The organism is Pseudomonas sp. LBUM1679 (assembly GCF_059695565.1).
Window position 1 is genome coordinate 5,673,083 of record NZ_CP166774.1, and the last position, 26,007, is coordinate 5,699,089.

The following is a 26,007-nucleotide window of genomic DNA, read 5'->3' on the forward strand; positions in this document are numbered from 1 at the left end:
ACATGAACAAGCCAGATTTCTGCCCGGCCTGCGGCGCCTCCAACGACTGCACCCTGGCCGACCCGCGAACCGCCGATCGAGCCTGCTGGTGCTACGGCGTCAGCATCGACCCGGCGGTGCTCGAAGCGCTGCCGCCGGAACTGCGCGACACATCCTGCCTGTGCCCCCGCTGCGCCCAGGTCGAGGCACAGCTGGGGTAAGCAACCGTGCTGTCGATCACGTAAGATACGCGTCCCTTTCTCCATTGATTGCCGTCATGCGCGTTGACCGTTTCCTCAGCAACCTGCCCCGCTTCAACCGTCAGCAGGTGCGCTTGTTGCTGGTGGAAAAGCGCGTCAGGATCGACGGAAAAATCGTCAGCGACACCCACGCCGAGGTCTCGGTGTTCAGCCGCGTCGAGGTCGATGAGGACGTACTGCAAGTCGGCAAGCCCGCCCGCTACTTCATGCTGCACAAGCCAGCCGGCTGCGTCAGCGCCACCCGCGACCCGGAACACCCGACCGTACTCGACCTGATCGATGAACCGGACAAGGACGAGCTGCACATCGCCGGGCGCCTGGATTACAACACCACCGGCCTGATGCTGATCACCAACGATGGCAGCTGGTCACGACGCCTGACCCAACCGCAGACCAAACTGCCCAAGGTCTATTACGTCGAGACTGAACAGGACATCGGTCCCGACTACGCGATCACCTTCACCGAAGGCCTGTACTTCGCGTTCGAAGACCTCGTCACCCAACCCGCCGATCTGGTGGTGCTCGGGCCGAAATCCGCACGTCTGAGCATCGTCGAAGGCCGGTATCACCAGGTGAAGCGGATGTTCGGCCACTTCGACAACAAAGTGTTGCGCCTGCACCGCGAACGCATGGGCCCGCTGGCGCTCGACAATGCGCTAAAACCGGGCGAGTACCGCGCGTTGTGCACCGAAGAGATCCTTTTGTTCTAAGCGCACGACCGCTCAGCAGAAGTTGTCGAACAATTCACGAAAGATACTTGCGCGAGGACGTGACCCCTGCTTGAATCAGGACGTCGGCCGAAATGTGACCGACGAGTCACAACATACTTCTAAGAAACTTTTTGCCGGAAGAGAACCCTCAGGTTCCGCTGTCCCCCGGCAGACTGCCCGCCAATAACAATACCCGTCGACCGGACTGCATTGGATCGACATGGGCTCCAAATTTCCAGGCGCATGCCTACCTGTCACAAAGCTCGTGCAATCTCATTTGCGCTCATACCCGCTTGCTTGGAGTCTTATGACATGAGGCCAGAAATCGCTGTGCTGGATATACAGGGTCAGTATCGGGTTTACACGGAGTTCTATCGCGCAGACGCCGCAGAGAAGACCATTATTCTGGTCAACGGCTCGATGGCCACGACTGCGTCGTTTGCACAAACCGTGAAAAACCTGCACCCGCAGTTCAACGTGGTCTGCTACGACCAGCCCTACGCGGGCAAGTCGAAAGCCCACAACCTGCATGAGAAATTGCTGACCAAGGAAATCGAAGGGCAGATCCTCCTGGAGCTGATCGATCACTTCGCCGCCGAACACGTGCTGTCGTTTTCCTGGGGTGGCGCCGCGACCCTGGTCGCCCTGGCCCAACAGCCGCGGCGCATCGAAAAAGCCGTGATCAGCTCCTTCTCGCCGGAGATCAACTCGCACATGCTCGACTACCTCGAGCGCGGCATCGATTACCTCGGCAGCCGGGACGGCGACCGGGTCGGCAACCTGGTGAACAGCACCATCGGCAAACACCTGCCGACCCTGTTCAAGCGCTTCAACTATCGGCACGTCAGCTCCCTGGCCGAGCATGAATACGGGCAGATGCACTTCCACATCAGCGACCTTTTGCACAGCGATCGCCAGTGCTTTTTCAAGGCTGCGCAGAAAATCAAGGTGCCGGTGCTGTTCATGAACGGCGAATGGGACGAATACACCGCCGCCGATGGCGCCCGGTTATTTGCCAACCACGTGCAGGACGCCACCTTCAGCACCCTGCAGGCCACCGGCCACTTTCTCGACATGGAACACAAAGCCGCCTGCCGAGACAGCCGCAACGCACTGCTGGGCTTCCTGAAACCGGCGCCACAGGCGAGCCGACCGCGGTACCACTACGTCCAGGACCAACATGCACGGGCCATCTGAAACAGCGTCATCGCGAGCACGCCCCGCCCTACAGTGTTGAATGCATTCCTGTAGGAGCGTGGCTTGCCCGCGAACGACCGTCACGCGGTCCCTGTTTTGATTTATCCGATGCTAAATGCAACGCGCACAAAGAAAAACTTCAAATCCATGCGCACATCTGGTACAAAGTCAGCCGCTCTGAGCGGGTGTCGTATAATGGCATTACTCCAGCTTCCCAAGCTGATAACGAGGGTTCGATTCCCTTCACCCGCTCCAATCGAATTTCAGTCTCACGTCGTTTTTTGACGGGGGATGCAGGTAAAGAAAAAACCGGCCTTGATGGCCGGTTTTTTTGTGTCTGGGATTTAGTGGGATTGGGCTCGTAGGGAATGCGGTCATTCTTGATAAATAACTGCCCTCATTTGTCCGTCCCTTCGCCATTTTCCGCGGGTCGAGGGGGAAGTCCTCCCGGGGCTATGGCAACGCCTCCAAGATCTGATAGCGTTTTTCTTCAAAATCATCTTTCCAGTATCAAATTTCAACCAGCATTAACATTTTACCGCCTACGAAAATTAACGTTTTCGCATAAGATCGACGTTCTGGTAACGTTTTTCTCGCCCCAATAAAGGATTTCGTCAATGCAAGTCGGTTTCGAGACCCTCGCGAGAATTGCAGCGCTTCCTTTACTGACGGGGTATGACGAACCCCGGCAAGCTTAAGAAAGGGTATCCGCAGCTTGAAGATGAGGGCATGGCGAAACGCGTCGTGGAGGCCATGCGTTCCGCGTTCGAGAATCACCCATCATGGACAGATCAACTCAGAGACCGTTTGATGAACATCAAGCCTATTAGCAACCAGGAAGAACTGACCGCTGCATGTGCTCGCGTTGAGCAATTGTGGGGGGCAGACATCGGTTCGCCTGAGGGCGATGAGTTGGAAATACTGGCGCTGCTCATCGAAAAGTACGAAGACGAGCATTATCCAATGCCGCTCTCCGATCCGATTGAGGCCACCGGATTCCGCATGGATCAGCAAGGTTACGAAAAAGGCGACGGGTAAATTTGGCAATCGTCACGCTTCGCGGCCTACAGGCTGCATTGTATTCCAGGGAGCAAGGTCTGTTGGCTCTGGCACAGACAAATCACATTGCGCCATCAGATCGGCCAATCGGTAATGTCTCTCGGCTTTCGCAGGCTTGAGCGTCATCGCTTCGGCAGACACATTGAGCGCTAGCAAATCCCCGCTGACCACGCTCATTTGCTTGAGCAAGGTAGACGGATCGCCGCGCTATTGCCCCACTGCTGAATTTTCACTTCCATATTCACCTCCAATAACGACGAACCGTAACTCAGCCCATTCTTAGCCGGCTCAAGATTACAAGATAACCGTGGCCATGCTGGATTAGAACGGCGCCAATTCTCAAAAAGGCAACGTCCTACACTACTCTGGGAATTGTCCGTAGACTTGAGCATTGCTGTGCCTTTGTCACGAGGCCTATAGTCCGATCCGCGTCCACATGGCGTATCGGGTTTGGCGACTCGATGACAACGATTCAGAAACCACCGAGTTTATTCGGAGCTTCTGACTGCACTTTGCTGCGCTTTTTTTGGTGGCTGTGCGTGGGAGACCTTCGGGTCTGCCGGTTTTTACCGTTGTCCGGTTCGCCAACCTGCGTACAGCTACCACCCAATTGTTTGGCGACGATTGAGTGGTAGGTCTTCAACCTACAAACGGTAAATCACTCATGAAAGAATATATGGCTTTAACCAGCAACGCCGACGACCTTCCCTCGCTGTATGTAAACACCACCCAACCGCTGCACTCACTGCTCAGCACCGCCCGTTACAGAATTGGTGCGGTGACACAGGTCCTGGAAAACCTCGCGATGCGCGGCGACATCTCCACTGATTCGGTGATTCTCAGTGATTTCGCCTTGCTTTGCTGTATCCCCTTGCGCGATGGTTGTGATGTTCTGGATGTCGTTGCGCGACGTATGGATGCCGAACCGGCTTGACGTCATCAAGCATCGACTAATGCGATAACGCACCAATAAAAAGGACAGATGACCTTTAACGTCACCTGTCCTTTTTTACTCCAGCAAGTCGCGACGTTAAACGACCGAGAAAACGGCAGCAGCACCAAGCCATCGCCCTGCATCGGTTAAACCCGGCTGCTGCGCCGTGTCGCCTCTGGTAACAAGTGGCGTTCCGACGATGGTCTCAAGGCGACGCGTTCATTCAGAAAATACGCGTTATCGTTGACGTCCATCGCGAGCAAGCTTGCTCCTACAGATACGGGTATCAACGGGTCGCGACGATAAACAACCGCGGAAACGGCAGCAGCACCGAGCCATCGGCCAGCGCAGGATAGGCCCGCTCGATGGCCGTCTGATATTGCTTGAGATACTGCGCCCGCTCCGCCTCATCCAGCGGCTCGAGAATCGGCCGTAACCCACTCCCCTTGAACCACTCAACCACAGCTGAAGCGCCGCCCGCGAGCGGATGGTGGTAGGTCGTGCGCCATACATCAACCCGGGAACAGTGGGGACGCAGCATCGAGTAGTAAGTGCTGGCACTTTCCATTTCTGTCCGCTGTCCGGCGACACCTGCGAGTTTGCCAACCCACGGTCCATCGGCTGCCACTTCGCGCATCAGACGGTGCGACGGTTCATTCAGATTATCCGGCATCTGGATCGCCAGGCTGCCGCCGGGCGCCAGCTTGTTCACCAATGCCGGCAGCAAGTTCGCGTGGTCAGGCAGCCACTGCAACACCGCGTTGGCAAAGATCACATCAAAGGGACCACTCTCGCTCCAGGTATCGATGTCAGCGGTATCGAACTGCACCTGCGGCAACCGCTTGCGCGCGGCTTCGATCATGTCGGTCGAACTGTCCAGCCCTCGCACTGTGGCGTTGGGGAAGCGTTCCACCAGCAATTGGGTCGAATTACCGGGGCCGCAACCGATGTCGATGGCCGAGTGCACGTCATTGCCGGGAATGGCCGCCAGCAGGTCACGGGCCGGGCGCGTGCGTTCATCTTCAAAAGCGACGTATTGTCTGGCGGACCAACTCATTGCGTTCTCCTGTCGGCGCGTTTGTGCAAAACGGGTCACCAAGATACAGCGCGGCAGTCGTTCTGGCTTCCTGAAGATGTATATGTCGATGACAGAGCAAGGTCCGCTGGACCATCCCGTTTGAAAAAACCGGCCTGACAGGCCGGTTTTGCGGATTGCACATCTGCTATTCGGTTTCAAGACCCTCGCAAACCGTTACATTGCACTGGAACGATCAACGCGGAGACCGTGTGATGAATATTAAACCTATACGCAGCCAAGAAGACCTGACCGCTGCATTTGCTATTCGCGCGAAAGGCTAGCGCTTACGGATAATATCCGAGTAAAACTCAGGCCGTTTGGCGTTCTTGAAAGAGTTGATCGGCATAACTAAAACATCACTATAGATCTTAGGCCGGAGGACCAATTGCTCCTGATGCGTCCCATGCGCACTGATATATTGGAAGTGGGGCCCGTCCCTCTTTGAAGCAAGATCCCTAACAAACACGGCGCCAACGCTGTTCGGCTTTTTAAACCCGATCCCGTTGAATCGCTGCGATGGTTTCGCATATCCACGAGCTACGCTTATATCAGGACTGACATAAAATCCAGGTCCGAAGTCCGCCCTCAAATTCCTTCCCATATAACTTGGATCCAAACCGTTATTTGCAAGATTCGCAATATGTTTTGATTTAGAGCCGTGGTATCCCACAAGCCGAAAGCCTTCAGGTGGTATGGGCATGGATTTACTAAGCAATTTATGGCCGCCATCCACTGCTACGGATAGAGCACTTGAGGTCTTGATGGGCTTTATGCCCTGATTCAAAACTCTAATGAGTGAGAGCAATGGAAAACGCCCACTGTCATCCTGAAAGTTAATAGGATCCCCCTTACAATATGCATAGGCATTAGTCCCGCCCTCCTTAAAAGGACTTAGCGAGTCGGGACTATTAAATCTCATCATTATAGGATTGAACGCACGATAGCCATTACCCAAAATATAAAAACCCGTCACTGGATCTCTATATTGACCGGTGTACCCCATCGATGTAACGGAGCTACTCACTTGGGAGTGATAACCGTAGGGAGTATAGGCGCCACCGCCATATTCGCTCTTAGAAACAACCCCCACTACTGAGCCTTGCCGATCAATACACAACAAACTTTTTTCAGTTTCATCTGCGAGATGTTTATGCTGAGCAAGTAAAGAGTCAGAGAGCCGAAAGAATGAGTTCCTCACCGCCCCTTCGATCTCGGTAGCCAATAAATCTGCGCAGTAGAAGAGTCTTGCCCCATGTGACAGATTATTCTGTGCTCGTTTCACCAAACGATCCAAAGCATCGTAACCATAAAGACTCAGTGGCACATGGTTCTCGACTTTCACATTCCACCCCGTGATTTTTCCGAACTCTCCCTGGATACTCTGCGCCCCATTTTTTAGATTTGATAGCTATCAGAAATGATAGGAATGGACCTTCGAGAATTCTGGAGAACCCCACTGCCATGGCTGGCGAGCAACGGGAGTGACCTACGATGATGCTAGACGTCATTCAATTCCGAGCACGTTCAAAGCCAAGCCGCCGGGCAGCTCAAAAGGCAGATCAGGTAATTTTAAGTTTTACATCAGCGCGTTGCGACGATAAACAACCGCGGGAACGGCAGCAGCACCGAGCCATCCGCCAGCGCACGGTAGGCCCTCTCGATTGCCGCCTGATAGTGCTTGAGGAAACGGGGCCCAATCGATGTCGATGGCCGAGCGCACGTCAGTGCCGGGAATGGCTCAGCAGGTCACGGCCGGGCGCGTGCGTTTATCTTCAAAAGTCCGCCACGGACCATCCCGTTTGAAAAAACCGGCCTGACAGGCCGGTTTTGCGGATTGCACATCAGCTATTTATCCGGCGCATCCTTCTCCTGCATCTGCACCGAAGACTTGGTGCCATCCGTATTGTCCTTGGTTTCGTTGTCCGAATTGTCGAAACAGCCTTGCAAGGCGAGCAGGCAGCAGGAAAGGCACAGCGTACGGGCGAGGTTCATGGTGTTCTCCGGTGTAAAGGGCTTGATGTAGTGACCCGACATTATCGAGATGGTTGCTATCGATCGCGTCTGACGTGATGAGCGTGTAGGCCTTTCGGATGCTGTTTTAAGCGAATAGAAATGTAAGCAGAATTTTCATCATGCCGGCGCTGTCACAAAATCAGGCGCATCCCTATAAGGAACACAGCAATGAAATTCGCAAAAATCTCACAGAAACTCGCTCTGCGGGCCGGTAGCCCCAAGACCTTCATGGGCGCGTTGATCCTGATTGGTCTGTGGGGTCTGAGTGGGCCGATTTTCGATTACAACGACACCTGGCAACTGATCATCAATACCTCCACGACCATCATCACATTCCTCATGGTGTTTTTGATCCAGAACACGCAGAACCGCGATACCGACATTCTGCACCTGAAGATCGATGAATTGCTGCGGGTCAACAAGGAGGCGCGCAACGCGATGCTGGGGCTCGAATTGCTGGATCTCAAGCAGCTGGAAGCCTTGCGCAAACACTATCGCGCCATGGGCGAAAATGAGGTGTTCGACCTCGAAGGCCTCGTCTCCAAGGGCAAGCAAAAACCGAAGTGGGACGAGTGCTGAGCTAAAAAAACGGCGCCTGAGCTGAGTCACGCGCCGTTTGCGTTTAACACTGCCACCCCCTAGCGGCTGGCTTGCAGCGCCTTGGCCATCTGCAGATGGTTTTGCAGTTTGGGCAGGGTTTCTTCAGCGAAGGCTTTGATTTGCGGCACGTCGGTCGTTTGCGCGGCCTGCTGCAGCTGCTCGATGGCTTCCTGGGTGGTTTTCACCTGACTGGCCGCGTAGGCCTGGTCGAAGCTTGCGTCAGCTTTCACTTCCGGCATCAGGGCCTTGGCCTTGTCGACCACTTCTTCGCGCGGGGCTATTGGCAAATCCAGTTGCTTGGCGATTTTCGCCAGATGCTGGTTGGCGGTGGTGCGGTCGTTGATGACGACGATGGTGTAATCCTTGACCGCTTTGGACTCGGACAATTGGTGCGCCAGGCGACTGGCTTCGATGTCGGCCATGCCTTTGGCCGAGGCATCATTGATGAATTCGGCAGGGGACTGGGCAAAGGCGCTGCTGGCCCACAGGCCCAGTAACGTGGCAAAACTGGCATTGCGTAATCGGGTGGCCATCCGGCTCATGGTCGCGCCCTCCTCTTGAAAAATTCAAGCGGGAGCTTGCGCCCCCGCCTCTCAATCAAAACTACCTCACGGACTATTTCGATTTCTGACCGCCTTTGCGGCCCGTATCGGGTTTCGCAGGGTCTTTTTCGACAGTCGTAGTGGTAGTTTTCCCACCTTTGCGACCGGCTTCAGACGCCTTCGTTCGATCGTTGGCGAAGTTTCCCGAGTTCGAGTTTCTTGAGTTAGGCATGATTTTCTACCTCTTTTGATGAGCGCAGCGAGCATAAGCCCGCATAGAATCAGAATTTCGAACACCACAAAGGTTTAGAAAAACAGGGGGTCGACGCGACGAACGGTGGTGGGTTTTCAGGCACCGGGTGGCAGGTGCTGGTGGCGTTTGGCGCTGTACATGGCTTCGTCGGCATGCCTGAACAATTGACTTTCTTCGGTGCCATGCTCGGGGTAATGCGCAACGCCGATGCTCGGCTGGATATTCACGCTGTGTCCGTCCAGGCGCAAAGGCTGGGAGAGGACCTGGCGGATTTTTCCCGCCACGCTGTCGGCGTCTTCGCCGGCGTGGATGCTGTGCAGCAACACGACAAACTCATCACCGCCGATGCGCGCCACGGTGTCGGTTTCGCGCACGCAGTGCGTGAGCCGGTTGGCGACCGCTTGCAGCAACATATCGCCCACCGCGTGGCCATGGGTGTCGTTGACCTCCTTGAAGCGGTCGAGATCGATGTACAGCAAGGCCATTCGGCCGCCGTCTGCCCGGGCTTGTATCAATGACGCCTTGAGTCGCTCACGGAGCAACTCGCGATTGGGCAACTGGGTGAGTTGATCGTACTGGGCCATGCGCTGCAGCCTGGCATGCAATTGCTTGCGTTCGATAGCCGTCGCGACCTGGGCGCAAACGTACTGCAACAGCTCCTTGTCCTGCTCCGTGTAGCGCTCGCCCCCGGGCACGCTTTTGACGATCAGCGCACCGATGGTACCGTTTTGAGAACTCAGTGGCACGCCCAGCCAACAGGGCGATTGCTGGTTCGCGACCAGCGCCTCATACCCTTCAGGCACATTGTCCAGTTCCGGGGTCAGCAGGATCGGCTGGCCGCTGCGAATGACCTCGGCGCACAGACGCCCGGTGATGGTTCCGGGCTGTTCGGGTTGCAGTTCATGGTCGTCGACGTGATAAGGAAAATTCAGCTGCCCGCAATGTTCGTCATATAAGGCGACGGAGAAATTCAGCGCCGGCAGCCATTCGCCGATGAGCAAATGGATGCGTTGGAACAGCGCCAGCAAATCTTCCGTGACGTGAGCGGCTTCGGAAATCGCGTACAGCGCCGCTTGCCGGGCCTCGGCCTCTTTGCGTTCGGTAATGTCGCGGGCCACGGCGATGCGCAGTTGGTCGACTTCCGACCAGCGGGCCGACCAGAGGATGTGCACCACCCGGCCATCCTTGCGCAGGTAGCGATTCTCAAAGTTGAGCTTGGGCTCGCCCCCCATGATTTCCCGAGCGGCGTCGAGGGTGCGCTGCCGATCGGCGGGATGCACCAGGTCGATCATCGGCTGGCCGATCAACTCGTCGGGGGTGTAGCCGAAAATGCGCTCGCAGGCTGCGCTGACAAAGACAAAGCAGCCTTGTTTATCGACCGCACAGACAGCGTCCAGCAAGAGATCGAGGTAGCTCGCCTGGGGCGCTGAATTTCTGGTTGCCATGGTGCGTTGGGCGCTTCCCGACAATGCAGCAATAAAAAACCATCCCGACCGATCAGTGCCACTGACGCGTCCGTGCCATCAGCCTCACGCCTTGTTCGGCACCAGCCCCGGCAATGCATGCACCAGGGCGTTGATGGCGAAACCGATGAACATCACCCCGCACAATCGGGTGATCGCCAGTTCATGCCGTTGATACAGGCTGCGCACCCGCCGTGCACCGACGATGCCAATGAGGATAGCGTAGGCCATGAGGCCGCCGACGAAGCTCAGGACAATCAACCAGGGCAACATTGACCAATTCAGCAGTTCTGCGCGGCTGGAGAGCAGCGCGGTAAACGTCGCGACCGCCACCGGATAAGCCTTCGGATTGGTCAGGCCAAACAGAATGCCGTGCCAGAACGGCTGCCGCGCCGGGCCTTGAGGCGCCTCGACACTGCTGCGACGAGCACGCACCGCCCGCGCACCGAGCCAGAACAGATAGAGCCCGCTGAGCACGCCCAACACATCGAAGGCTGTGCTGCCGATTTCCCGCGCACCGACAATCGCGATCAACGCGGTGCTGCACCAGACCACATCCCCCAGCAAATGCCCGCAGAGAAACCCCGCCCCGGCCCGCCGGCCATGCGCCGCGCCGATGCCGAACACCGCCAGCACCCCCGGCCCCGGCGTGATGCCGTAGATAAAGCCTGAGGCGAGAACGGCCAAAAGTAGCGATGGGGTCATTGGAAGTCCTTGTTGAGCCTGGGTGAGTGCACGCCAGTCTATCTCAGGTCCCCGGGGCGGTGGTGCGGGATCACTTGGGGTGGTTTTTTGAAGGGGTGGCGCGGCAGATGACGTTGTCGCGGGTGTCGGAGGCGGTTTGGTTGATTGCGGGGGTGGCGTTGATTCAGTTCAGCGATGCGCCGGCCAAGGCGATCGGTGTGGCGTCTTGAAGATCAAAAGATCGCAGCCTCGTTTCACTCGACAGCTCCTACCAGGGATGCGTGGTCCCCCGTAGGAGCTGTCGAGTGGAACGAGGCTGCGATCTTTTAAGCGCTTGTTGTCAGTACTTGTCGAGCGTGCGCAGCTTCTGCGGCAACCCCCACAACAGCAGCGCAACGGCGATCAGCGCGCAGACGCCGATGACGTACAGGGCCGGGGTGGTGCTGCCGGTCAGGTCTTTGATCCGTCCGACCATGACCGGGCTGACGATGCCGCCAAACTGACCGAGGGTATTGATCACCGCGATCCCGCCCGCAGCACCGGCGCCGGCGCCGGCCAGCAGTTTCGGTGGCAGGGTCCAGAAGCTCGGGATGGAGGCGATGATCCCGGCACCGAGCAAGCCCAGCGCGACAATCAGGAAGGTCGTGTGGTTGGCAAAGATCCCGGCACAGAAGAACCCTACGGCACCGACCGCGACCAGACCGGCGACGAACTTGCGTCGCTCGCCTGTCGAGTCGGACAACCGCCCGATCACTACCATGCTGATGGCGCCGCAGATGTAAGGGATGGCGGTCAGCAACCCGATCATCACCGGGCTCTCGGTGCCAGCACTGCGGATCAGTTGCGGTGCCCAGAAATTCAAGCCGTAGGACGCCACCTGAATCAGGAAGTAGATCAGCCCCAGCGTCAGGAAACCCGGGATCCGCAATGCGGCGAGCAACGAGCCGCCGGTCTTGTGCGGTTCATGGTGCGCGATGCGGCTGGCCAGCAGGGTCTTCTCCGACGGCGTCAGCCAATGGGCATCTTCGATGCGGTCCTTGAGCAGGGTCAGCACCAGCAAACCGAGGCCGATGCAAGGCACGCCGCCGAGCAGAAACAGCCAGTGCCAGCCGCGCATGTCCATGAAGCCGTCGAGGTGTTGCAGCACCAGCCCGGAGAACGGTGCGCCCACCAGGCCGGCGAACGCCGACGACAGAAACAGCATCGAGGTGATACGCCCACGGTAGTGCTGCGGGAACCATAACGTCAGGTAATACAGGACTCCCGGCGCAAAACCGGCCTCCGTTGCCCCGATCACAAAACGCAGTGCGTAGAACTGCCATTCGCTGTTGACGAAGACCATGGCCGCGGTGGCCAGGCCCCAGGACATCATGATCCGGGCGATCCAGCGTCGTGCGCCGACCTTGTAGAGCATCATGTTGCTTGGCACTTCGAAGATCACATACCCCACCACGAACAATCCGGCGCCGAGGCCGTAGGCGGTGTCGCTCAGGCTCAGGTCGGTCTGTAGCTGGAACTTGGCGAAGCTGATGTTGATGCGATCGAAAAACGCGAACAGGTAGCAGACCATGATCAGCGGCATCAGGCGCCAGGCGACTTTGCTGACCAGGGCTTTTTCTTCGTCGTGGCTAACGGACGGGCTCGCGCCCGCCTCCAGTACATTGAGGCTCATGGTGGTTCTCCAGGCGGACTTCCCGTGGGTGTCCGATTGTTTTTGTTGTCTGGTTGAGATGCTGCTTTCTGTAGGAGCCGGCTTGCTGGCGAAGGGGCCAGCACATTCAATATCGATGGCGACTGACCTACCGCTTCGCCAGCAAGCCGGCTCCTACAGGGTTTGTGATGGGCTCAGGAAGGCGTCGGATGCAGGTCGCAATTGCGTCCGGCCTTGGCCAGCTGACCAGGCACTTCATGGCCCAGCAGCGCTGGCAACCCTCGGGACAACTTCAGCAACAGCGGCAGATCAATGCCGGTATGAATGCCGATTTCATCGCACAGGTTGACCAGGTCTTCGGTGCAGATATTGCCCGACGCGCCCGGTGCAAATGGACAACCACCGAGACCACCCAGTGCCGCATCGAAGCGTCGGGCACCGGCCTCATAGGCGGCCAGCACGTTGCACAGGCCAAGGCCGCGGGTGTTGTGGAAATGCAGGGTCAGGTCCGCTGGCGAAACCCGTTGCAACACTCGTCGCACCAGCCGATCGACCTGCCGCGGGTTGGCCATGCCAGTGGTGTCGGCCAGGGTAATGCCCTGGATGCCGAGTTCCTGATAAGCCTCGACGATCTGCAGGACGCGGTCCTCATCGATCTTGCCTTCGAACGGGCAGCCGAAGGTGGTGGCGATGCTGCCATTGAGCCGCACCGTCGAGCCGCCCACGTATTGCACGATCTCGCCGAACGCCGCCAATGAGGCTTCGCAACGCATGCGCATGTTCGCCAGGTTGTGGGTCTGGCTGGCGGACATCACCAGGTTCAGCTCGTCGGCCTCGGCCTCGGCCGCCAGCGCCCGTTGCGCACCTTTGAGGTTGGGGATCAACGCGACGTAGATCACCCCCGGTTGCCGGGCAATCCCCTTGAACACCTGCTCACCATCGCGCAGCGCGGGAATTGCCTTGGGCGAGACGAACGAACCGGCCTCGATGCGGCTGAAACCGGCCCGTGACAGCTGATCGATCAGCGCAATCTTGTCGACGGTTTCGACCCAGGTCGGCTCGATTTGCAAGCCGTCGCGCGGGGAGACTTCCTGAACGATCAGGGTCTCGGAAAAATCAGTGATCATTGCACCACCCCTTCAGTTTTCAGCCGCTCGATATCCGATGCCGTCAGGCCCAGCCCTGCGAGAATGCCGTCGGTGTGCTGCCCCAGACTCGGTCCGGACCAGTTCACGCCGCCGGGGGTTTCCGACATTTTCGGCACGATTCCCGGCATCTTCACCCGGGTACCGCCAGGCAGCTCGGCACTGAGCAGCATGTCCCGCGCCTGGTAATGCGGATCGGCGACGATGTCGGCCACCGAGTAGATGCGCCCGGCAGGCACTTCGGCAGCCTCGAGCGCCGACAGGACTTCATCGATCGGCAGGCTGCTGGTCCAGTGGGTGATGGCCGCGTCGAGCAGGTTGCTCTTGGCGGCACGACCGTCGTTATGGGCGAACTCCGGCGCTTCGGCCAGGTCATTGCGACCGATGACGTGCATCAGGCGCTTGTAGATCGGGTCGCTGTTGCCGGCGATCACCACATAGGCGCCATCGGCCGTCAGGTAAGTGTTGGACGGTGCGATGCCCGGCAAGGCTCCGCCGCTGCGTTCACGCACATGGCCGAGCATGTCGTATTCCGGCACCAGGCTTTCCATGACGTTGAACACGCTTTCGGCCAGCGACACATCAACCACCTGTCCGCCGCCCTGCCCGGTCTTGACCCGCAGCAGCGACATCAAGGCACCGATCACCGCGTGCAGCGACGCCAGGGAATCGCCGAGGCTGACACCGACCCGGGCCGGTGGCGAACCGGGGGTGCCGGTGGTGTAGCGAATCCCGCCCATGGCCTCGCCGATCGCACCGAACCCCGGGCGATCGCGGTACGGCCCGGTCTGGCCGTAACCGGAAATCCGCACCAGGGTCAGGTTGGGATTGAGGGCATGCAACACATCCCAGCCCAGGCCGAGTTTTTCCAGGGCGCCGGGGCGCAGGTTTTCGATCAGCACGTCGGCACTGGTCGCCAGTTGCTTGACCAGTTCGATGCCTTCCGGGGATTTCAGGTTCAGCGCCAGGGATTTCTTGTTGCGCGATTGCAGGTACCACCACAACGAGGTGCCTTCGTGCAGCTTGCGCCATTTGCGCAGGGGATCGCCCTGGCCCATGGCTTCGATCTTGATCACCTCGGCGCCGAACTCGGCGAGCATGCGCGCGGCGAACGGCGCGGCGATCAGCGTGCCGATCTCGATCACCTTGATTGCACTTAAGGGGGCAGTCATCGCGGGGTACCTCGTGTTGTTCTTGGAATATGAGCCAAGGCTAGAGGACCGGGGGGCGATGAATCCAACCCTCAATGGGCAACGGGCGTTCGTGAAACGCGAACGCTCCCGGAGATTGTTGCGACCTCAGGTCAGTCATCGCGGGCAAGCCCGCTCCCACAGGATTAGTGAACGCCGCAGATCCGTGTGGGAGCGGCGGTGCGACGATTCGACTTGCCCGCGATGAGGCCGGCTCATTCAACAAAGAACTGTCAGACCGCCCCACGCAAATGCTCAAACAACATCCGACTCACCGGCGACAACGACGCTTCATCGCGCACCACCAGAATCAACGCCCGATCCGACCAGTCATCCGTCAACGGCACCGCATGCAAACCCAGCGCCCGGCCAAACAGTTCGTAAGCCTTGTGCGGCAGAATGCCAATGCCCATATTGGCCTGGACCATCCGGCACATGGCATCAAAACCCGGCACATGAATCCGCAGCCGCAGCACTTTGCCGGCCTTGCGCGCCGCGGCATGGGTGCGCATGTTGATCGAACTGGCGGCGTGCAGGCCGACGTAATCGCTGTCCAGGGTGTCGGCAAACGCCAGTGCGCAGCGGCTCGCCAACGGATGATCGGGCAGCATCAGCACCACCAGCTTGTCCTGTCGATACAGCACGCTGTGCAGGCCTTTGACGTCGCTATCACTGGAGCAGATCCCCAGGTCGGCCACACCATCGAGCACCCCCTGAATCACCCCGGCACTGGGGCGCTCCTCAAGGTCGGTCTTGACCTGGGGGTGCCGCTCGGAAAAATCCCGCAGCTCCTCCGGCAGAAACTGGATGATCGCCGACAGGTTGGCCAACATCCGCACATAGCCGCGAATCCCATGGCTATGTTCGCCCAGCTCAAGCCCCATTTTTTCGACGTTGAACAGCATCTGCCGCGCATGGTGCAACAGGGTTTCGCCAGCCGGCGTCAGGGTCATGCCCTTGGCCTGGCGCACGAATAGGCTGATGCCCAGCGCCTCCTCCAGCTCCATCAGCCGCTTGCTGGCCGCCGACACCGCAATCGCCTCGCGTGTGGCGGCACGGGTCAACGTACCTTCTTCGTGGACGGCGACAAACAGCTGGAGAGTGATCAGGTCGAGACGGCGGATCAGGCTTTTTTGCAGCATGGAGGGCTCGATGACTTCGGTTCGACTGAATCGGCAATATAGACCTGTTTTAGCCCGCAACATCACGAGTAAGCGTCCTACACATAAATCTCTCGTAACACTCAAGCTTCCCGGAAACGGCCGATTCAACGCCTCAGGCGTGTTCTGTAAAGTCTTGCACAAGGTAACGCCGCTATCAGAATCACTCTGCGTGCCGATATGGATCCGTCGCTTATCTGCCAATTCTGTGAACTCGTCATCGAGCTTTTACGCACACACGCCGGGAGCGTCAGCGACTGAAATCCAGGGAAGACTCCATGAATAACGGCACCACCCTCCTCGTCACCTGCAGCACGGTTTTTCTCGCCCAATTGGGCATGAGCATTTATCTGCCCGCGCTAACGGAGATGGCTCAAAGTCTCGGCGCCGACGCCTCGCAGCTTTCATGGGGACTGGCGGTGTACCTGATCGGCATGGCCCTGCCGATGCTGTTCTGGGGCAGCCTGAGCCAGCGCATTGGCCGAAAACCCGTGTTGCTCGCCGCACTCGGTATCTATGGAGCGGGCAATCTGGCGCTTCCACTGAGCCAGTCGCTTGAATCGTTCCTGATGTTGCGACTGGTTCAGGGGATCGGCCCAGCGGGATTTCGGTGATGGCGCGGGTGCTGATCCGCGACAGTTTCCGCGGTGACCTGCTGGCCAAAGCGCTGTCCTGGATTTCTATTTCCTTTGTGGTGGCATTGGGGATCGGTCAATACCTGGGGTCGATCATTCAAGTTGCGCTGGGCTGGTCGGCGATTTTCTACCTGCTGGGGGGTGCGAGTCTGTTGATGGCGGGGGTTGTAGTACGGGTTACATTCCCGAAACTGACCGAGGACAACGTCCGATCGTCGGCCTGGCCGAGCTACTGGCGCATTCTGGGTGATCGAGCCTTTCTGTTGCCGGCCCTCGCCGGCGGTCTCGGCTACGGTGTGATCATCGCGTTCAACACAGCCGCGCCGCTGATTCTGCAAGGACCGTTCAATTGGTCGGCCGTCGAGTACGGGTTGTTGGGCTGGCCCATCAGTGCGGCGTATTTTCTGGGGGCGCTGGGGGTCAATGCCTTTGTGCTTCGTACCGGTCAACGCAGGCTGATGACAGCTGGCGCAGGGCTGGTGCTGGCTGGCAGCGCAGCGATGTTGCTGGGGAGCATTGCGGGCACTTCAGTGGCCTCGCTGTTCTGGCTGCCGTATTGCCTTGCCGTATTCGGCCAGTCGTTGAATTACCCGATCAGTTTGTCGCTGGCCAACGCCGGTTCGCCGGTCGGCGGCGCTTATGCGATGGCGTTGAGCGGTTTCATTCACCAACTGATGGCTGCCGCCATCGGCGGGATCGCCAGCCTGATCGCCAGTCCGCAGGCCTGGTCACTGTCGCTGTTATGCACCTTGCTGGCGGTGGGCGCGATGCTCTGCGTGTTGCTCGCGCCCAGGGGTAATTCCATTTAGAACGCGCTGCGGAAAATCTCCTCGATCTGCCGCTGATCCGCCACCCGAGGATTGGTCAGGCCACAGGCATCTTTCAAGGTATTGCTGGCAAGCATTGGGATGTCGTTGAGTTTGGCACCGAGTTCACGCAAACCGGCGGGGATGCCCACGTCCCTGGACAGGCTGCGGATGGCCGCGATGGCGGCTTGAGCGCCCTTTTCCGGGCTGAATCCATGAGTGTCGGCGCCCATTGCCACGGCGACATCGGTCAGGCGATTGGCGCACTGCAGCGCGTTGAAGCTTTGCACATGAGGCAACAGCACGGCATTGCATACCCCATGGGGCAAGTCGTAGAACCCGCCCAGTTGATGCGCCATGGCGTGGACGTAGCCCAGCGACGCATTGTTGAACGCCATGCCGGCGAGGAACTGTGCATACGCCATGTTTTCCCGTGCCGCCAGGTCGCTGCCGTCGCTGACGGCCAGGCGCAGGTTGTTGCTGATCAAGGTGATGGCCTTGAGTGCGCAGGCATCGGTGATCGGGTTGGCGGCGGTGGAGACGTAGGCTTCGATCGCATGGGTCAACGCATCCATGCCGGTGGCCGCGGTCAGGCCTTTGGGCATGGCGACCATCAGCGCCGGGTCGTTCACCGACAGCAGCGGCGTGACGTTGCGGTCGACGATGGCCATTTTCACGTGACGGGATTCGTCGGTGATGATGCAGAAGCGGGTCATTTCGCTGGCCGTGCCGGCGGTGGTGTTGATGGCGATCAGCGGCAGTTGCGGTCGGGTGGACTGATCCACGCCTTCATAGTCGCGGATCTGCCCGCCGTTGGTCGCGCACAAGGCGATGCCTTTGGCGCAGTCATGGGGCGAACCGCCACCGAGGGACACCACGAAATCACAGCGGCTTTCCTTGAGCAGTCCCAGGCCCAGCTCGACGTTGGCGATGCTCGGGTTAGGCTTGGCGCCGTCATAGATCACCGAGTCGATGTCCAGCGTCGCCAGCTTCTGGGCAATCATCTTCGCCACGCCGGCTTTGGCCAGCCCGGTGTCGGTGACGATCAGTGCCTTGCGAAAGCCGTATTTGCCGATGGCGACCATGGCTTCGTCCAGGCAATCGATGCCCATGATGTTCACGGCGGGGATGAAAAACGTGCTGCTCATGAGCGAATTTCCAGTGTGGGGCCGAATCGGAGGGCCGATCCAGCGGATACCCACAGGATCGACCCTTCGGTTGCGCAGCAACTTGATCTGGCTCAAGTCCCGGTCGTGATAAAGTCGCCGCCCATCAGACCTTTTGCTTTGAGACGCCGACTGCAATGACCGATTTCCAGGATGTCGATGCCCAACTTGAAGACTGGAACGCCTTGCGCGCCACCGCCTCCTTCAGCGGCCTGCTGGTGGGCAATGGCGCCAGCCGCGCAGTGTGGGATGACTTCGGTTATGACTCGCTGTTTGAAAACGCCCGCACCGTCGAAGAAAAACCCCTGAGCCAGTCCGAGCTGAGCGTGTTCGACGCCCTGCAGACGCGCAGCTTCGAGCAGGTGCTCAGCGCGCTGAAAACCACCAGCCGAGTGAACAAGGCCCTCGCCGTCAGCTCCGCCGCACCGCGCAATCGCTACTACGCGATCAAGGAAGCGCTGATCAACACGGTGCACGCGGTGCACATCCCGTGGCGGCTGGTGGTGCCTTCGACCCTGGCCACGATCAATCAGGAACTGGGCCGCTACCGGACGGTGTTCACCACCAACTACGACTTGCTCAACTACTGGGCGACCCAACACCAGCCTGACTCGATCACAGATCTGTTCCAGGGTGCCGAGCCAAGCTTCGACCTGAGTACCACGGCCACCGATAAAACCCGGCTGCTGTACCTGCACGGTGGCCTGCATCTGGTGCGCAACCAGGACGGCACCGCGCGCAAGCTGATGTCGACCGAGGGTACCTTGCTCGGCAGTTTCGCCATCAACAACACGATCAAGACCCTCGACAATGTACCGCTGTTCGTCAACGAAGGGCCGGCTCAGGACAAGCTCAAGACCGTCCGCAGCTCGGATTATCTGTCGTTCTGCTATGACCAGTTACTGGGGCATGGCGAGGGGTTGTGCATCTTCGGTCATGCCTTGGGTGAGCAGGACAGCCATATCGTCCAGGCGTTGCGCCACGGGAAACCGACGGTGGTGGCGATCTCGATCAATCCACGCAACAAGGCGTTCATCCAGCATCAGAAGCGGCATTACGCGAAGGTGTTTGAGGGGACGGGGAGTGAGCTGCGGTTTTTTGACTCCAAGACCCATGCGCTCGGTAGCCCGAAGCTGAACGTGCCGGTCGAGGTTTAGCCTCGGTCTGTAGGAGCCGGCTCGCCGGCGAAGCGAACTCGAGCCTTTTACGGCCGCATTCGCTGCGGTGCGGCGATCCGACAAGCCAGCTCCCACAGGGGGTGCGATCAGAGCACCGGCAAGGTCTTGTCCTTGATCACCGTGGTCGGGCCATTGGCCTTGACACTGGCGATGCCTTTGTCCATCGCGGCATCGGAGGCGTAAGCCTCGCTGCTGCCAATCGTCTCGTGGTTACCGGCCTTGAGGTTGAAGTAAGGATGGCCATCCCGGGTGGTTTTCTTTTCGTAGCGTACATCCAGCGGGCTATTGGCCTGAACGGATGCGATGCCTTTGTCGGCGGCCGCACGGGTGGTGTACAGCTCGCTGGTCAGAATGGTTTCGGCGTTGGCGGCCTTCAGGACAAATTTGAACTGACCATTGCTGCTTTTGCTCACTTCGTACCATCCAGACATGTTCGTTCTCCTTGGCGATTGAGAGGTTTCGCGTTTCAGAGTAAAGACCACGCCGAGGTGTCTGTCGCCTGTTCGGCCCTCATCGCGGGCAAGCCCGCTCCCACAGGATTTGCGCAAATCCTGTGGGAGCGGGCTTGCCCGCGATGAGGCCTGCATGATCACCGCAAAACGAATCTACTTCACCACCGCCCGCACCACCGATAACGCCGGCATCTGCCCCCGTCGCTGACTCAGGTATCGCGTACAGCTCACCCGCAAAAACGAAGCGAAATTGACCACCTCACCGCGATAATCCATCACCTCTTCATACAGCTTGGCGATCAACTGATTGGTGGTCATGCCGTCGACTTCGGCGATTTCGCCGAGGATGTCCCAGAACTGATTTTCCAGGCGCAAGGTGGTGACCACCCCGCAGATACGCAGCGAGCGGGAGCGCGATTCGTAGAGAATCGGATCGGCCTTGACGTAGAGCTCGCACATGCACAGGTCCCTCGTTACAGCGTTATTTGGGTGCCCAGCAAGCCGAGGAAACCGGCCAGCCAGCTCGGATGGGCGGGCCAGGCCGGGGCAGTGGCCAGATTGCCTTGAACGTGACCTTGCGTCACCGGGATATCGATGAACGTACCGCCCGCCAGGCGCACTTCCGGGGCACACGCCGGGTAGGCGCTGCACTCGCGACCTTCCAGAATGCCCGCCGCCGCCAGCAATTGCGCGCCGTGACACACGGCAGCGATCGGTTTGCCGGCCTTGTCGAACGCTCGCACCAGCTCCAGGACTTTTTCGTTCAGGCGCAGGTACTCTGGCGCACGACCGCCCGGCACCAGCAGTGCGTCATAATCCGTTTCGGCAACCTTGGAAAAATCGAAGTTCAGGGCAAACAGGTGGCCGGGTTTTTCACTGTAGGTCTGGTCGCCTTCGAAGTCATGGATCGCCGTGCGCACGGTCTGGCCGGCGGTTTTGTCCGGGCAAACGGCGTGCACCGTATGACCGACCATCAGCAGTGCCTGGAAGGGCACCATCACTTCATAGTCCTCGACGTAATCGCCGACCAGCATCAAAATTTTCTTGGCAGCCATGGGGTGGACTCCTCTGGGGAACAGGTGGGCTCGCAGGAGTATTCAAGGTAGCCCTTAATCTGCATGGCAGGTAATACCCGACTACTACGCTGATCACCCTGTAGGAGCTGGCTTGCCAGCGAAAGCGGTGTGTCAGCCAGTAAAATGTTGGCTGGAAGGCCGCTTTCGCTGGCAAGCCAGCTCCTACGTTGGGGGGATTACCCCCAACTGTACGGATAACTCTGCACCTAGCTGTAACAGCGCAGACACCACGGTTTATGGCTAGATGAAGGCTCTTCCCGCCACCTTCGATTCCGGTTGCCATCATGTCCTCGCGCGAAAACACCGGCATGGCCCTCGGCCTGCTCGGCGTTGTGATCTTCAGCCTCACCCTGCCCTTCACACGGATCGTCGTGCAGGAACTCCATCCGTTGCTCAACGGCCTGGGCCGTGCGCTGTTCGCGGCGGTTCCGGCGGCGCTGTTGTTGCTGTGGCGCCGGGAACAATGGCCAACGTGGAAACAGGTCAGAGGCCTGAGCCTGGTGATTGCCGGGGTGATCCTCGGCTTCCCGGTACTCTCGGCCTGGGCCATGCAAACCTTGCCGGCGTCCCACGGTGCGCTGGTCAACGGCCTGCAACCGCTGTGCGTGGCGCTGTATGCCGCCTGGTTGTCCCATGAACGACCGTCGAAAGCCTTCTGGGCCTGTGCCGCACTGGGCAGCGCGCTGGTGCTCGGGTATGCGTTGATCAGCGGTGCCGGCAGCATTCAGACCGGTGATTTGCTGATGCTTGGGGCGATCGCCGCAGGCGGCCTGGGTTACGCCGAAGGCGGCCGGCTGGCCAGGGAAATGGGCGGCTGGCAGGTCATCTGCTGGGCGCTGGTGCTGTCGACCCCGCTGCTGATCGGACCGGTGCTGTATCTGGCGCTGCAACATCAAGGCGAGATTTCGGCCAAGACCTGGTGGGCGTTCGGTTATGTCTCGCTGTTTTCGCAGTTCATCGGCTTCTTTGCCTGGTACGCCGGGCTGGCCATGGGCGGCATTGCCCGGGTCAGTCAGATCCAGCTGTTGCAGATCTTCTTCACCATCGCGTTTTCGGCATTGTTCTTCGGTGAACACGTCGAGCCGATCACCTGGCTGTTTGCCGCCGGCGTGATTGTGACGGTGATGTTGGGGCGCAAGACGGCGGTCAACCCCGCACGGATTGCCACCGCATGATCCTGTAGGAGCCGGCTTGCCGGCGAAGGCGTCCTCGCGATCGCCTTCGCCGGCAAGCCGGCTCCTACAGGGTTAGAGGTAACCGTCAGCCCGCAGCAAGGTTTCGAGGCAGTGTTCCGTGATGTGGTAGAAATCCTTCAGCTCCTGAATCTTCACCAACAGCTGAGCCGGGTCCACCGGTTCGGCGCGCTTGACCGCGAGGATCATCTTGTTCTTGTTGGTGTGCTCCAGTGAAATGAACTCGAAGACCTTGGTCTCGTAGCCGCAGGCTTCCAGAAACAAAGCGCGCAAACTGTCGGTGACCATTTCCGCCTGTTGGCCCAGGTGCAGGCCGTATTGCAGCATCGGCTTGAGCAGCGCCGGGCTCTGGATCTGCAGGCGGATCTGCTTGTGGCAGCACGGCGAGCACATGATTATCGAGGCCCCGGAACGAATGCCGGTGTGAATCGCATAGTCGGTAGCGATGTCGCAGGCATGCAGCGCGATCATCACGTCCAGTTCACTCGGCGCGACGCTGCGCACATCACCGCATTTGAACACCAGCCCCGGATGCTCCAGCGTTGCCGCCGCGGTGTTGCACAGGGTGACCATGTCTTCACGCAGCTCGACCCCGGTCACCTCGCCTTCGGCTTTCAAGGTATTGCGCAGATAGTCGTGGATCGCGAACGTCAAATAACCCTTGCCCGAACCGAAATCCGCGACGCGCACCGGCTTGTCCAGCGCCAGGGGCGACGAGGTCAACGCGTGGCTGAAGACTTCGATGAACTTGTTGATCTGCTTCCACTTGCGCGACATCGCCGGGATCAGTTCATGTTGCCGATTGGTCACGCCGAGGTCGGCGAGGAATGGCCGGCTCAGGTCGAGAAAGCGGTTTTTCTCGCGGTTGTGTTCGGCGGACGGCACTTCGCGTAATTGCTGAGGTTTGCTCTTGAACAGCGAAGACTTGCCCTTTTTGCTGTATTCGAGCTGGACTTCGTCAGTCAACGCCAGCAAATGCGCATTTTTGAACGAGGCCGGCAGCAACCCGGCGATGGTCGCGATGCCCTCGGCAAGCGACAGATTCTTGGTGATGTCGCGGGTCTTGTAACGGTAGACGAAGGACAGGCAGGGCTGATCCTTGACCGTCAGTAGCTTGATGATCAGCCGTTGCAGCTCGGTCTCGGTGCCAACGTACTTGGCCAGCACCAGCTTGATGAAAGCGTTCTGCTTCAGACTGGTCGTCAACAGGTCGATAAACTGCGCGTGATGATCCGGCGTGAGGCTGGCGGTAACGGACATGTAGAAAACGTCTCGGCGTGGAAATTTGGGGAATGACCGCCATTTTAAGGGGGATAGGGCGTTTCGGCACGGGGTTATTTTTCGACAGGTCCCGGCCACGCCGCCAAGACCTGAATACACCCGTTGAAACCTCAGGGTTCCACCAACCGCAGTTTACGGTGGATGGGCGAGTTGATGACGTATTTGACAATCAACCCCACCGGCACCGCCCAGGTCAGGCCGTTGGCCGGATCAGTGACCACGGCGACGGTTTCGGAGCTGGCCGAGATATCCAGACGCCGGCGATCCTGGCTGGACTTGAGCGCTCCATAGGCATGGCTGACCAGTCTTTCCGCCAGATGCATCGGCACATCGATACTCTCCAGGTGCTTCACCGCACGACAGAACAGCACCTGATCATCGATCAATCCGTCGCCCTCATGGCGGGCCAGAAATGCCTGGGCGACGGCCAGCAACTCCTCATTCAATGCCTGGCGTTCATCGCCGTCCTTCATGCCAACGACTCCTGTGGCGTTTCCGCCAACGAGGGCGTCACCGCAACGGGCCGGGCCGCGCGACGCAGGTCGGGCCCCGCACAGGGCAAGTGCACGGCCGGATTGGGCATGCCACTGGGCGAAAGCTCATGGGTCATTTCGAACTCGGCCCGAACCGACCAGCCGCACGCCTCCGACGTACATTGCAGATACGCCACCCGCAGGAAAATATGACGACCCTCGCTGGTACGAATACGCATCCGGTTCAGGCAGTGCGGACACACCATTTTGTAAGTACTCATGCTTGACTCCTGGCGGTGATCTGGTGGCAATCAACAGGATCAAACGCAATACTGCTTGAAACATTGATCACCCCGGGCCGGTTTTGCAAATAGCGTCTGCCAGACAAAGGGAAGTGCAATGGGTAGCTCCGTAATATGCACGAGTCAAGCTCGTAGGAAATCACCCTGATACCATTAGGAAGTTTCGACATCGTAGTGTCCTGATTCATAGTTGACGATTGATCACTCACAAGAAAAAAATACGCACTTCGCGTAATTTAGGCACTCAAAATGCATATGTCAAAAGGAAGAGGCTCAAATTGAGTAGCAAAAAATCACAAGATGTTCTGACTCGCCTAAAGCTGATAACAGGCACTAAAACCGATGCTTCGTTATCAACCGCGCTGCAGATCAGCCCTCAAACACTGAGCAGCTGGAAAGGACGCGACAGCACGCCATACTCATTATGCGTAGAAATAGCGCAGACACGGGGCATCTCGCTCGACTGGCTACTACTGGGTGAAGGACCTGTCCTGCGCCATACACTGGCCGCGCCCCCTGCTGACACTCAAGAAAGCAACTTACGGGAAAACACCATTCTCGCGCTCTGGCGACTGCTCAGCGAAGATGATCGCTGTGCCATACAACACGCACTGGAAGAAAAATGGCGACTGCGCGATATGGAACTCAAGCTGTCGGAAATGGCCTCTACCCTCGCGGCACTGCAACATTCAGACGACAGATAAAGTTCATCTAAGCCGACATTCCGTTACTTCAAGGCATGCCACAACAGCATGATGTTGCCGCTGCCAACGCCATCATTTCACCCCCCATCATCCCCGCCCCCGCAGGTGCCGAATGATTTCGCCGATACCGGCACCGTCAATCCACTGCATCAGCTTGATGCTGATGGGAATGACGATCAGTGCGCAGAAAAAGGCCGTCACGCCCCCGGTCAGGAACGGGGCCAACCCCAACGCAACGGGAGTGAACAGATAGCCGACACCCGCCGACAGCAACCAGGAACCGATACGCTGCCAGGCCTTGAAATTGCTCCCGGTCGTGGTCACGAGCCACGCGCCCAGCGCCGCACCGAACAAGGCCTCGCCATCGATCGAGGGCAGCGTCGCGATGCCCAGGCCCAACATGAGCCCACTGAGGCTGTTGTAGATCGAGTCAGTCAGGCTCATGTGTGCCTCGCGGATCGATCATTTCGACAGCAATGAGGCCCGTCTCAATGGCCTTGAGCAAAGCAACACGGCGCGAGCTGACGGCAAACTTGCGGCGGATATTGGAGAAGTGGAAATTGATCGTGGAGACCGAGCAATTCTGAATCCTGGCGATCTCCCAGGAGGTTTTCCCTTGGTAGCACCAGCTCAGAGCTTGTTTTTCTTTCTCCGTCAGTCGGGCCGGCGGGGCATTTCCTGCGCCACCGGGCACTGCATAAGCAAAAGAGTCGAGCGGTTGATGCATTGACATGACAAGAACTCCCTCTATGTCAGAACACCCTTGACCGGGCGCTCACTGTTAGAGAGAGATGTTGAAGACAGGCCTGCACTCAGACAACGC

General features: G+C 58.8%; 29 protein-coding genes, 1 tRNA gene and 4 pseudogenes. 12 read left to right on the plus strand and 22 right to left on the minus strand.

Going from position 1 to position 26,007, the window contains the following annotated elements; genetic code table 11:
• Positions 1-2: 2 nt before the first annotated feature.
• From ACA062_RS25790 to ACA062_RS25810, 5 genes and pseudogenes are all read left to right on the plus strand, one after another.
• Positions 3-200 carry a cysteine-rich CWC family protein gene (locus ACA062_RS25790; RefSeq protein ID WP_497453578.1) on the plus strand — a complete coding sequence of 66 codons (198 nt, stop codon included), beginning with the start codon at positions 3-5 and terminating at the stop codon, positions 198-200.
• A gap of 56 nt (positions 201-256) precedes the next feature.
• On the plus strand, positions 257-949 hold the full coding sequence (locus ACA062_RS25795) for a pseudouridine synthase (protein WP_497453579.1): 693 nt from the start codon (positions 257-259) through the stop codon (positions 947-949).
• Positions 950-1,261: 312 nt separating this feature from the next.
• Entirely contained in the window at positions 1,262-2,146 is an 885-nt protein-coding gene (locus ACA062_RS25800) for an alpha/beta fold hydrolase (protein WP_497453580.1), read from the plus strand.
• 181 nt (positions 2,147-2,327) lie between these two features.
• Positions 2,328-2,401 (plus strand) — tRNA-Gly (locus ACA062_RS25805).
• Between the two features lie 555 nt (positions 2,402-2,956).
• Positions 2,957-3,178 (plus strand): annotated as a pseudogene (locus ACA062_RS25810) (helix-turn-helix domain-containing protein); the annotation flags it as partial.
• Between the two features lie 18 nt (positions 3,179-3,196).
• On the opposite strand, the pseudogene ACA062_RS25815 reads toward ACA062_RS25810, so the two are convergent.
• Positions 3,197-3,444 (minus strand): annotated as a pseudogene (locus tag ACA062_RS25815) (AbrB/MazE/SpoVT family DNA-binding domain-containing protein).
• Between the two features lie 425 nt (positions 3,445-3,869).
• Between ACA062_RS25815 and ACA062_RS25820 the strand changes: the two are divergent.
• Complete coding sequence (locus ACA062_RS25820) at positions 3,870-4,139, plus strand: short-chain dehydrogenase (RefSeq protein ID WP_307327516.1); 270 nt, start codon at positions 3,870-3,872, stop codon at positions 4,137-4,139.
• 286 nt (positions 4,140-4,425) lie between these two features.
• Here ACA062_RS25820 and tam read toward each other — a convergent pair whose 3' ends face one another.
• The 4 genes and pseudogenes from tam to ACA062_RS25840 form a co-directional block, all read right to left on the minus strand.
• Entirely contained in the window at positions 4,426-5,196 is a 771-nt protein-coding gene (tam, locus tag ACA062_RS25825) for a trans-aconitate 2-methyltransferase (protein WP_497453581.1), read from the minus strand.
• Between the two features lie 298 nt (positions 5,197-5,494).
• The gene (locus tag ACA062_RS25830; RefSeq protein WP_497453582.1) at positions 5,495-6,559 is read right to left on the minus strand and encodes an RHS repeat-associated core domain-containing protein; all 1,065 of its coding nucleotides are present in this window, start codon (positions 6,557-6,559) and stop codon (positions 5,495-5,497) included.
• 239 nt (positions 6,560-6,798) lie between these two features.
• A pseudogene (locus ACA062_RS25835) lies at positions 6,799-6,903 on the minus strand (trans-aconitate 2-methyltransferase); the annotation flags it as partial.
• A gap of 159 nt (positions 6,904-7,062) precedes the next feature.
• Positions 7,063-7,209 (minus strand): hypothetical protein, encoded by a 147-nt coding sequence (locus tag ACA062_RS25840; RefSeq protein WP_497453583.1) that lies wholly within the window; start codon positions 7,207-7,209, stop codon positions 7,063-7,065.
• Between the two features lie 189 nt (positions 7,210-7,398).
• On the opposite strand from ACA062_RS25840, the gene ACA062_RS25845 reads away from it, so the two are divergent.
• Positions 7,399-7,809 (plus strand): low affinity iron permease family protein, encoded by a 411-nt coding sequence (locus tag ACA062_RS25845; RefSeq protein WP_497453584.1) that lies wholly within the window; start codon positions 7,399-7,401, stop codon positions 7,807-7,809.
• 59 nt (positions 7,810-7,868) lie between these two features.
• On the opposite strand, the gene ACA062_RS25850 is transcribed toward ACA062_RS25845, so the two are convergent.
• From ACA062_RS25850 to ACA062_RS25865, 4 genes are all read right to left on the minus strand, one after another.
• Positions 7,869-8,372 carry a DUF4142 domain-containing protein gene (locus tag ACA062_RS25850; RefSeq protein ID WP_497453585.1) on the minus strand — a complete coding sequence of 168 codons (504 nt, stop codon included), beginning with the start codon at positions 8,370-8,372 and terminating at the stop codon, positions 7,869-7,871.
• A gap of 73 nt (positions 8,373-8,445) precedes the next feature.
• Entirely contained in the window at positions 8,446-8,604 is a 159-nt protein-coding gene (locus tag ACA062_RS25855) for a KGG domain-containing protein (protein WP_497453586.1), read from the minus strand.
• A gap of 116 nt (positions 8,605-8,720) precedes the next feature.
• A complete protein-coding gene (locus ACA062_RS25860; RefSeq protein ID WP_497453587.1) occupies positions 8,721-10,070 on the minus strand; it encodes a sensor domain-containing protein in 1,350 nt (449 codons plus the stop codon).
• Between the two features lie 84 nt (positions 10,071-10,154).
• Positions 10,155-10,793: a LysE family translocator gene (locus ACA062_RS25865; RefSeq protein ID WP_497453588.1), complete on the minus strand. Its 639-nt coding sequence runs from the start codon at positions 10,791-10,793 to the stop codon at positions 10,155-10,157.
• Between the two features lie 26 nt (positions 10,794-10,819).
• Here ACA062_RS25865 and ACA062_RS25870 point away from each other — a divergent pair, with 26 nt between their 5' ends.
• Positions 10,820-11,002, plus strand: coding sequence for a hypothetical protein (locus ACA062_RS25870; RefSeq protein WP_497453589.1), 183 nt, complete (start codon positions 10,820-10,822; stop codon positions 11,000-11,002).
• A gap of 110 nt (positions 11,003-11,112) precedes the next feature.
• Here the strand turns inward: ACA062_RS25870 and ACA062_RS25875 are convergent, their stop codons facing one another.
• The 4 genes from ACA062_RS25875 to ACA062_RS25890 form a co-directional block, all read right to left on the minus strand.
• Positions 11,113-12,444 (minus strand): MFS transporter, encoded by a 1,332-nt coding sequence (locus tag ACA062_RS25875; protein WP_497453590.1) that lies wholly within the window; start codon positions 12,442-12,444, stop codon positions 11,113-11,115.
• A 173-nt stretch (positions 12,445-12,617) separates the two neighbouring features.
• Entirely contained in the window at positions 12,618-13,550 is a 933-nt protein-coding gene (locus ACA062_RS25880) for a hydroxymethylglutaryl-CoA lyase (protein ID WP_497453591.1), read from the minus strand.
• The gene (locus tag ACA062_RS25885; protein WP_497453592.1) at positions 13,547-14,740 is read right to left on the minus strand and encodes a CaiB/BaiF CoA transferase family protein; all 1,194 of its coding nucleotides are present in this window, start codon (positions 14,738-14,740) and stop codon (positions 13,547-13,549) included. The genes ACA062_RS25880 and ACA062_RS25885 overlap by 4 nt, the downstream gene beginning before the upstream one ends.
• Before the next feature lie 251 nt (positions 14,741-14,991).
• On the minus strand, positions 14,992-15,900 hold the full coding sequence (locus tag ACA062_RS25890) for a LysR family transcriptional regulator (protein WP_497453593.1): 909 nt from the start codon (positions 15,898-15,900) through the stop codon (positions 14,992-14,994).
• A gap of 296 nt (positions 15,901-16,196) precedes the next feature.
• On the opposite strand from ACA062_RS25890, the pseudogene ACA062_RS25895 reads away from it, so the two are divergent.
• Positions 16,197-17,362 (plus strand): annotated as a pseudogene (locus ACA062_RS25895) (MFS transporter).
• Here the strand turns inward: ACA062_RS25895 and yiaY are convergent.
• Entirely contained in the window at positions 17,359-18,507 is a 1,149-nt protein-coding gene (gene yiaY / locus ACA062_RS25900; RefSeq protein WP_497453594.1) for an L-threonine dehydrogenase, read from the minus strand. The pseudogene ACA062_RS25895 and the gene yiaY overlap by 4 nt on opposite strands.
• A 155-nt stretch (positions 18,508-18,662) precedes the next feature.
• On the opposite strand from yiaY, the gene ACA062_RS25905 reads away from it, so the two are divergent.
• Positions 18,663-19,682, plus strand: a complete 1,020-nt coding sequence (locus ACA062_RS25905; protein WP_497453595.1) for a DUF4917 family protein — start codon at positions 18,663-18,665, stop codon at positions 19,680-19,682.
• Between the two features lie 107 nt (positions 19,683-19,789).
• Here ACA062_RS25905 and ACA062_RS25910 read toward each other — a convergent pair whose 3' ends face one another.
• The 3 genes from ACA062_RS25910 to ACA062_RS25920 all read right to left on the minus strand — a co-directional run bounded on the left by ACA062_RS25910 (position 19,790) and on the right by ACA062_RS25920 (position 21,210).
• A complete protein-coding gene (locus tag ACA062_RS25910; RefSeq protein WP_497453596.1) occupies positions 19,790-20,134 on the minus strand; it encodes a YegP family protein in 345 nt (114 codons plus the stop codon).
• 174 nt (positions 20,135-20,308) lie between these two features.
• The gene (locus ACA062_RS25915; RefSeq protein WP_497453597.1) at positions 20,309-20,614 is read right to left on the minus strand and encodes a ribbon-helix-helix domain-containing protein; all 306 of its coding nucleotides are present in this window, start codon (positions 20,612-20,614) and stop codon (positions 20,309-20,311) included.
• Positions 20,615-20,628: 14 nt separating this feature from the next.
• The gene (locus ACA062_RS25920; protein ID WP_497453598.1) at positions 20,629-21,210 is read right to left on the minus strand and encodes a DJ-1/PfpI family protein; all 582 of its coding nucleotides are present in this window, start codon (positions 21,208-21,210) and stop codon (positions 20,629-20,631) included.
• Positions 21,211-21,515: 305 nt separating this feature from the next.
• On the opposite strand from ACA062_RS25920, the gene ACA062_RS25925 reads away from it, so the two are divergent.
• Positions 21,516-22,406 carry a DMT family transporter gene (locus ACA062_RS25925; protein ID WP_497453599.1) on the plus strand — a complete coding sequence of 297 codons (891 nt, stop codon included), beginning with the start codon at positions 21,516-21,518 and terminating at the stop codon, positions 22,404-22,406.
• A gap of 72 nt (positions 22,407-22,478) precedes the next feature.
• Here the strand turns inward: ACA062_RS25925 and ACA062_RS25930 are convergent, their stop codons facing one another.
• From ACA062_RS25930 to ACA062_RS25940, 3 genes are all read right to left on the minus strand, one after another.
• Positions 22,479-23,684, minus strand: a complete 1,206-nt coding sequence (locus ACA062_RS25930) for a class I SAM-dependent methyltransferase (protein WP_497453600.1) — start codon at positions 23,682-23,684, stop codon at positions 22,479-22,481.
• 131 nt (positions 23,685-23,815) lie between these two features.
• Positions 23,816-24,178, minus strand: coding sequence for a hypothetical protein (locus tag ACA062_RS25935; protein ID WP_497453601.1), 363 nt, complete (start codon positions 24,176-24,178; stop codon positions 23,816-23,818).
• Positions 24,175-24,459, minus strand: a complete 285-nt coding sequence (locus ACA062_RS25940) for an Ogr/Delta-like zinc finger protein (protein WP_497453602.1) — start codon at positions 24,457-24,459, stop codon at positions 24,175-24,177. Before ACA062_RS25940 ends, ACA062_RS25935 begins: the two co-directional genes overlap by 4 nt.
• A 299-nt stretch (positions 24,460-24,758) precedes the next feature.
• Between ACA062_RS25940 and ACA062_RS25945 the strand changes: the two genes are divergently transcribed.
• On the plus strand, positions 24,759-25,184 hold the full coding sequence (locus tag ACA062_RS25945; RefSeq protein ID WP_497453603.1) for a helix-turn-helix domain-containing protein: 426 nt from the start codon (positions 24,759-24,761) through the stop codon (positions 25,182-25,184).
• Between the two features lie 87 nt (positions 25,185-25,271).
• Here the strand turns inward: ACA062_RS25945 and ACA062_RS25950 are convergent, their stop codons facing one another.
• Positions 25,272-25,628, minus strand: coding sequence for a putative holin (locus ACA062_RS25950; protein WP_497453604.1), 357 nt, complete (start codon positions 25,626-25,628; stop codon positions 25,272-25,274).
• Entirely contained in the window at positions 25,615-25,917 is a 303-nt protein-coding gene (locus ACA062_RS25955; RefSeq protein WP_497453605.1) for a helix-turn-helix domain-containing protein, read from the minus strand. Before ACA062_RS25955 ends, ACA062_RS25950 begins: the two co-directional genes overlap by 14 nt.
• Positions 25,918-26,007 lie beyond the last annotated feature (90 nt).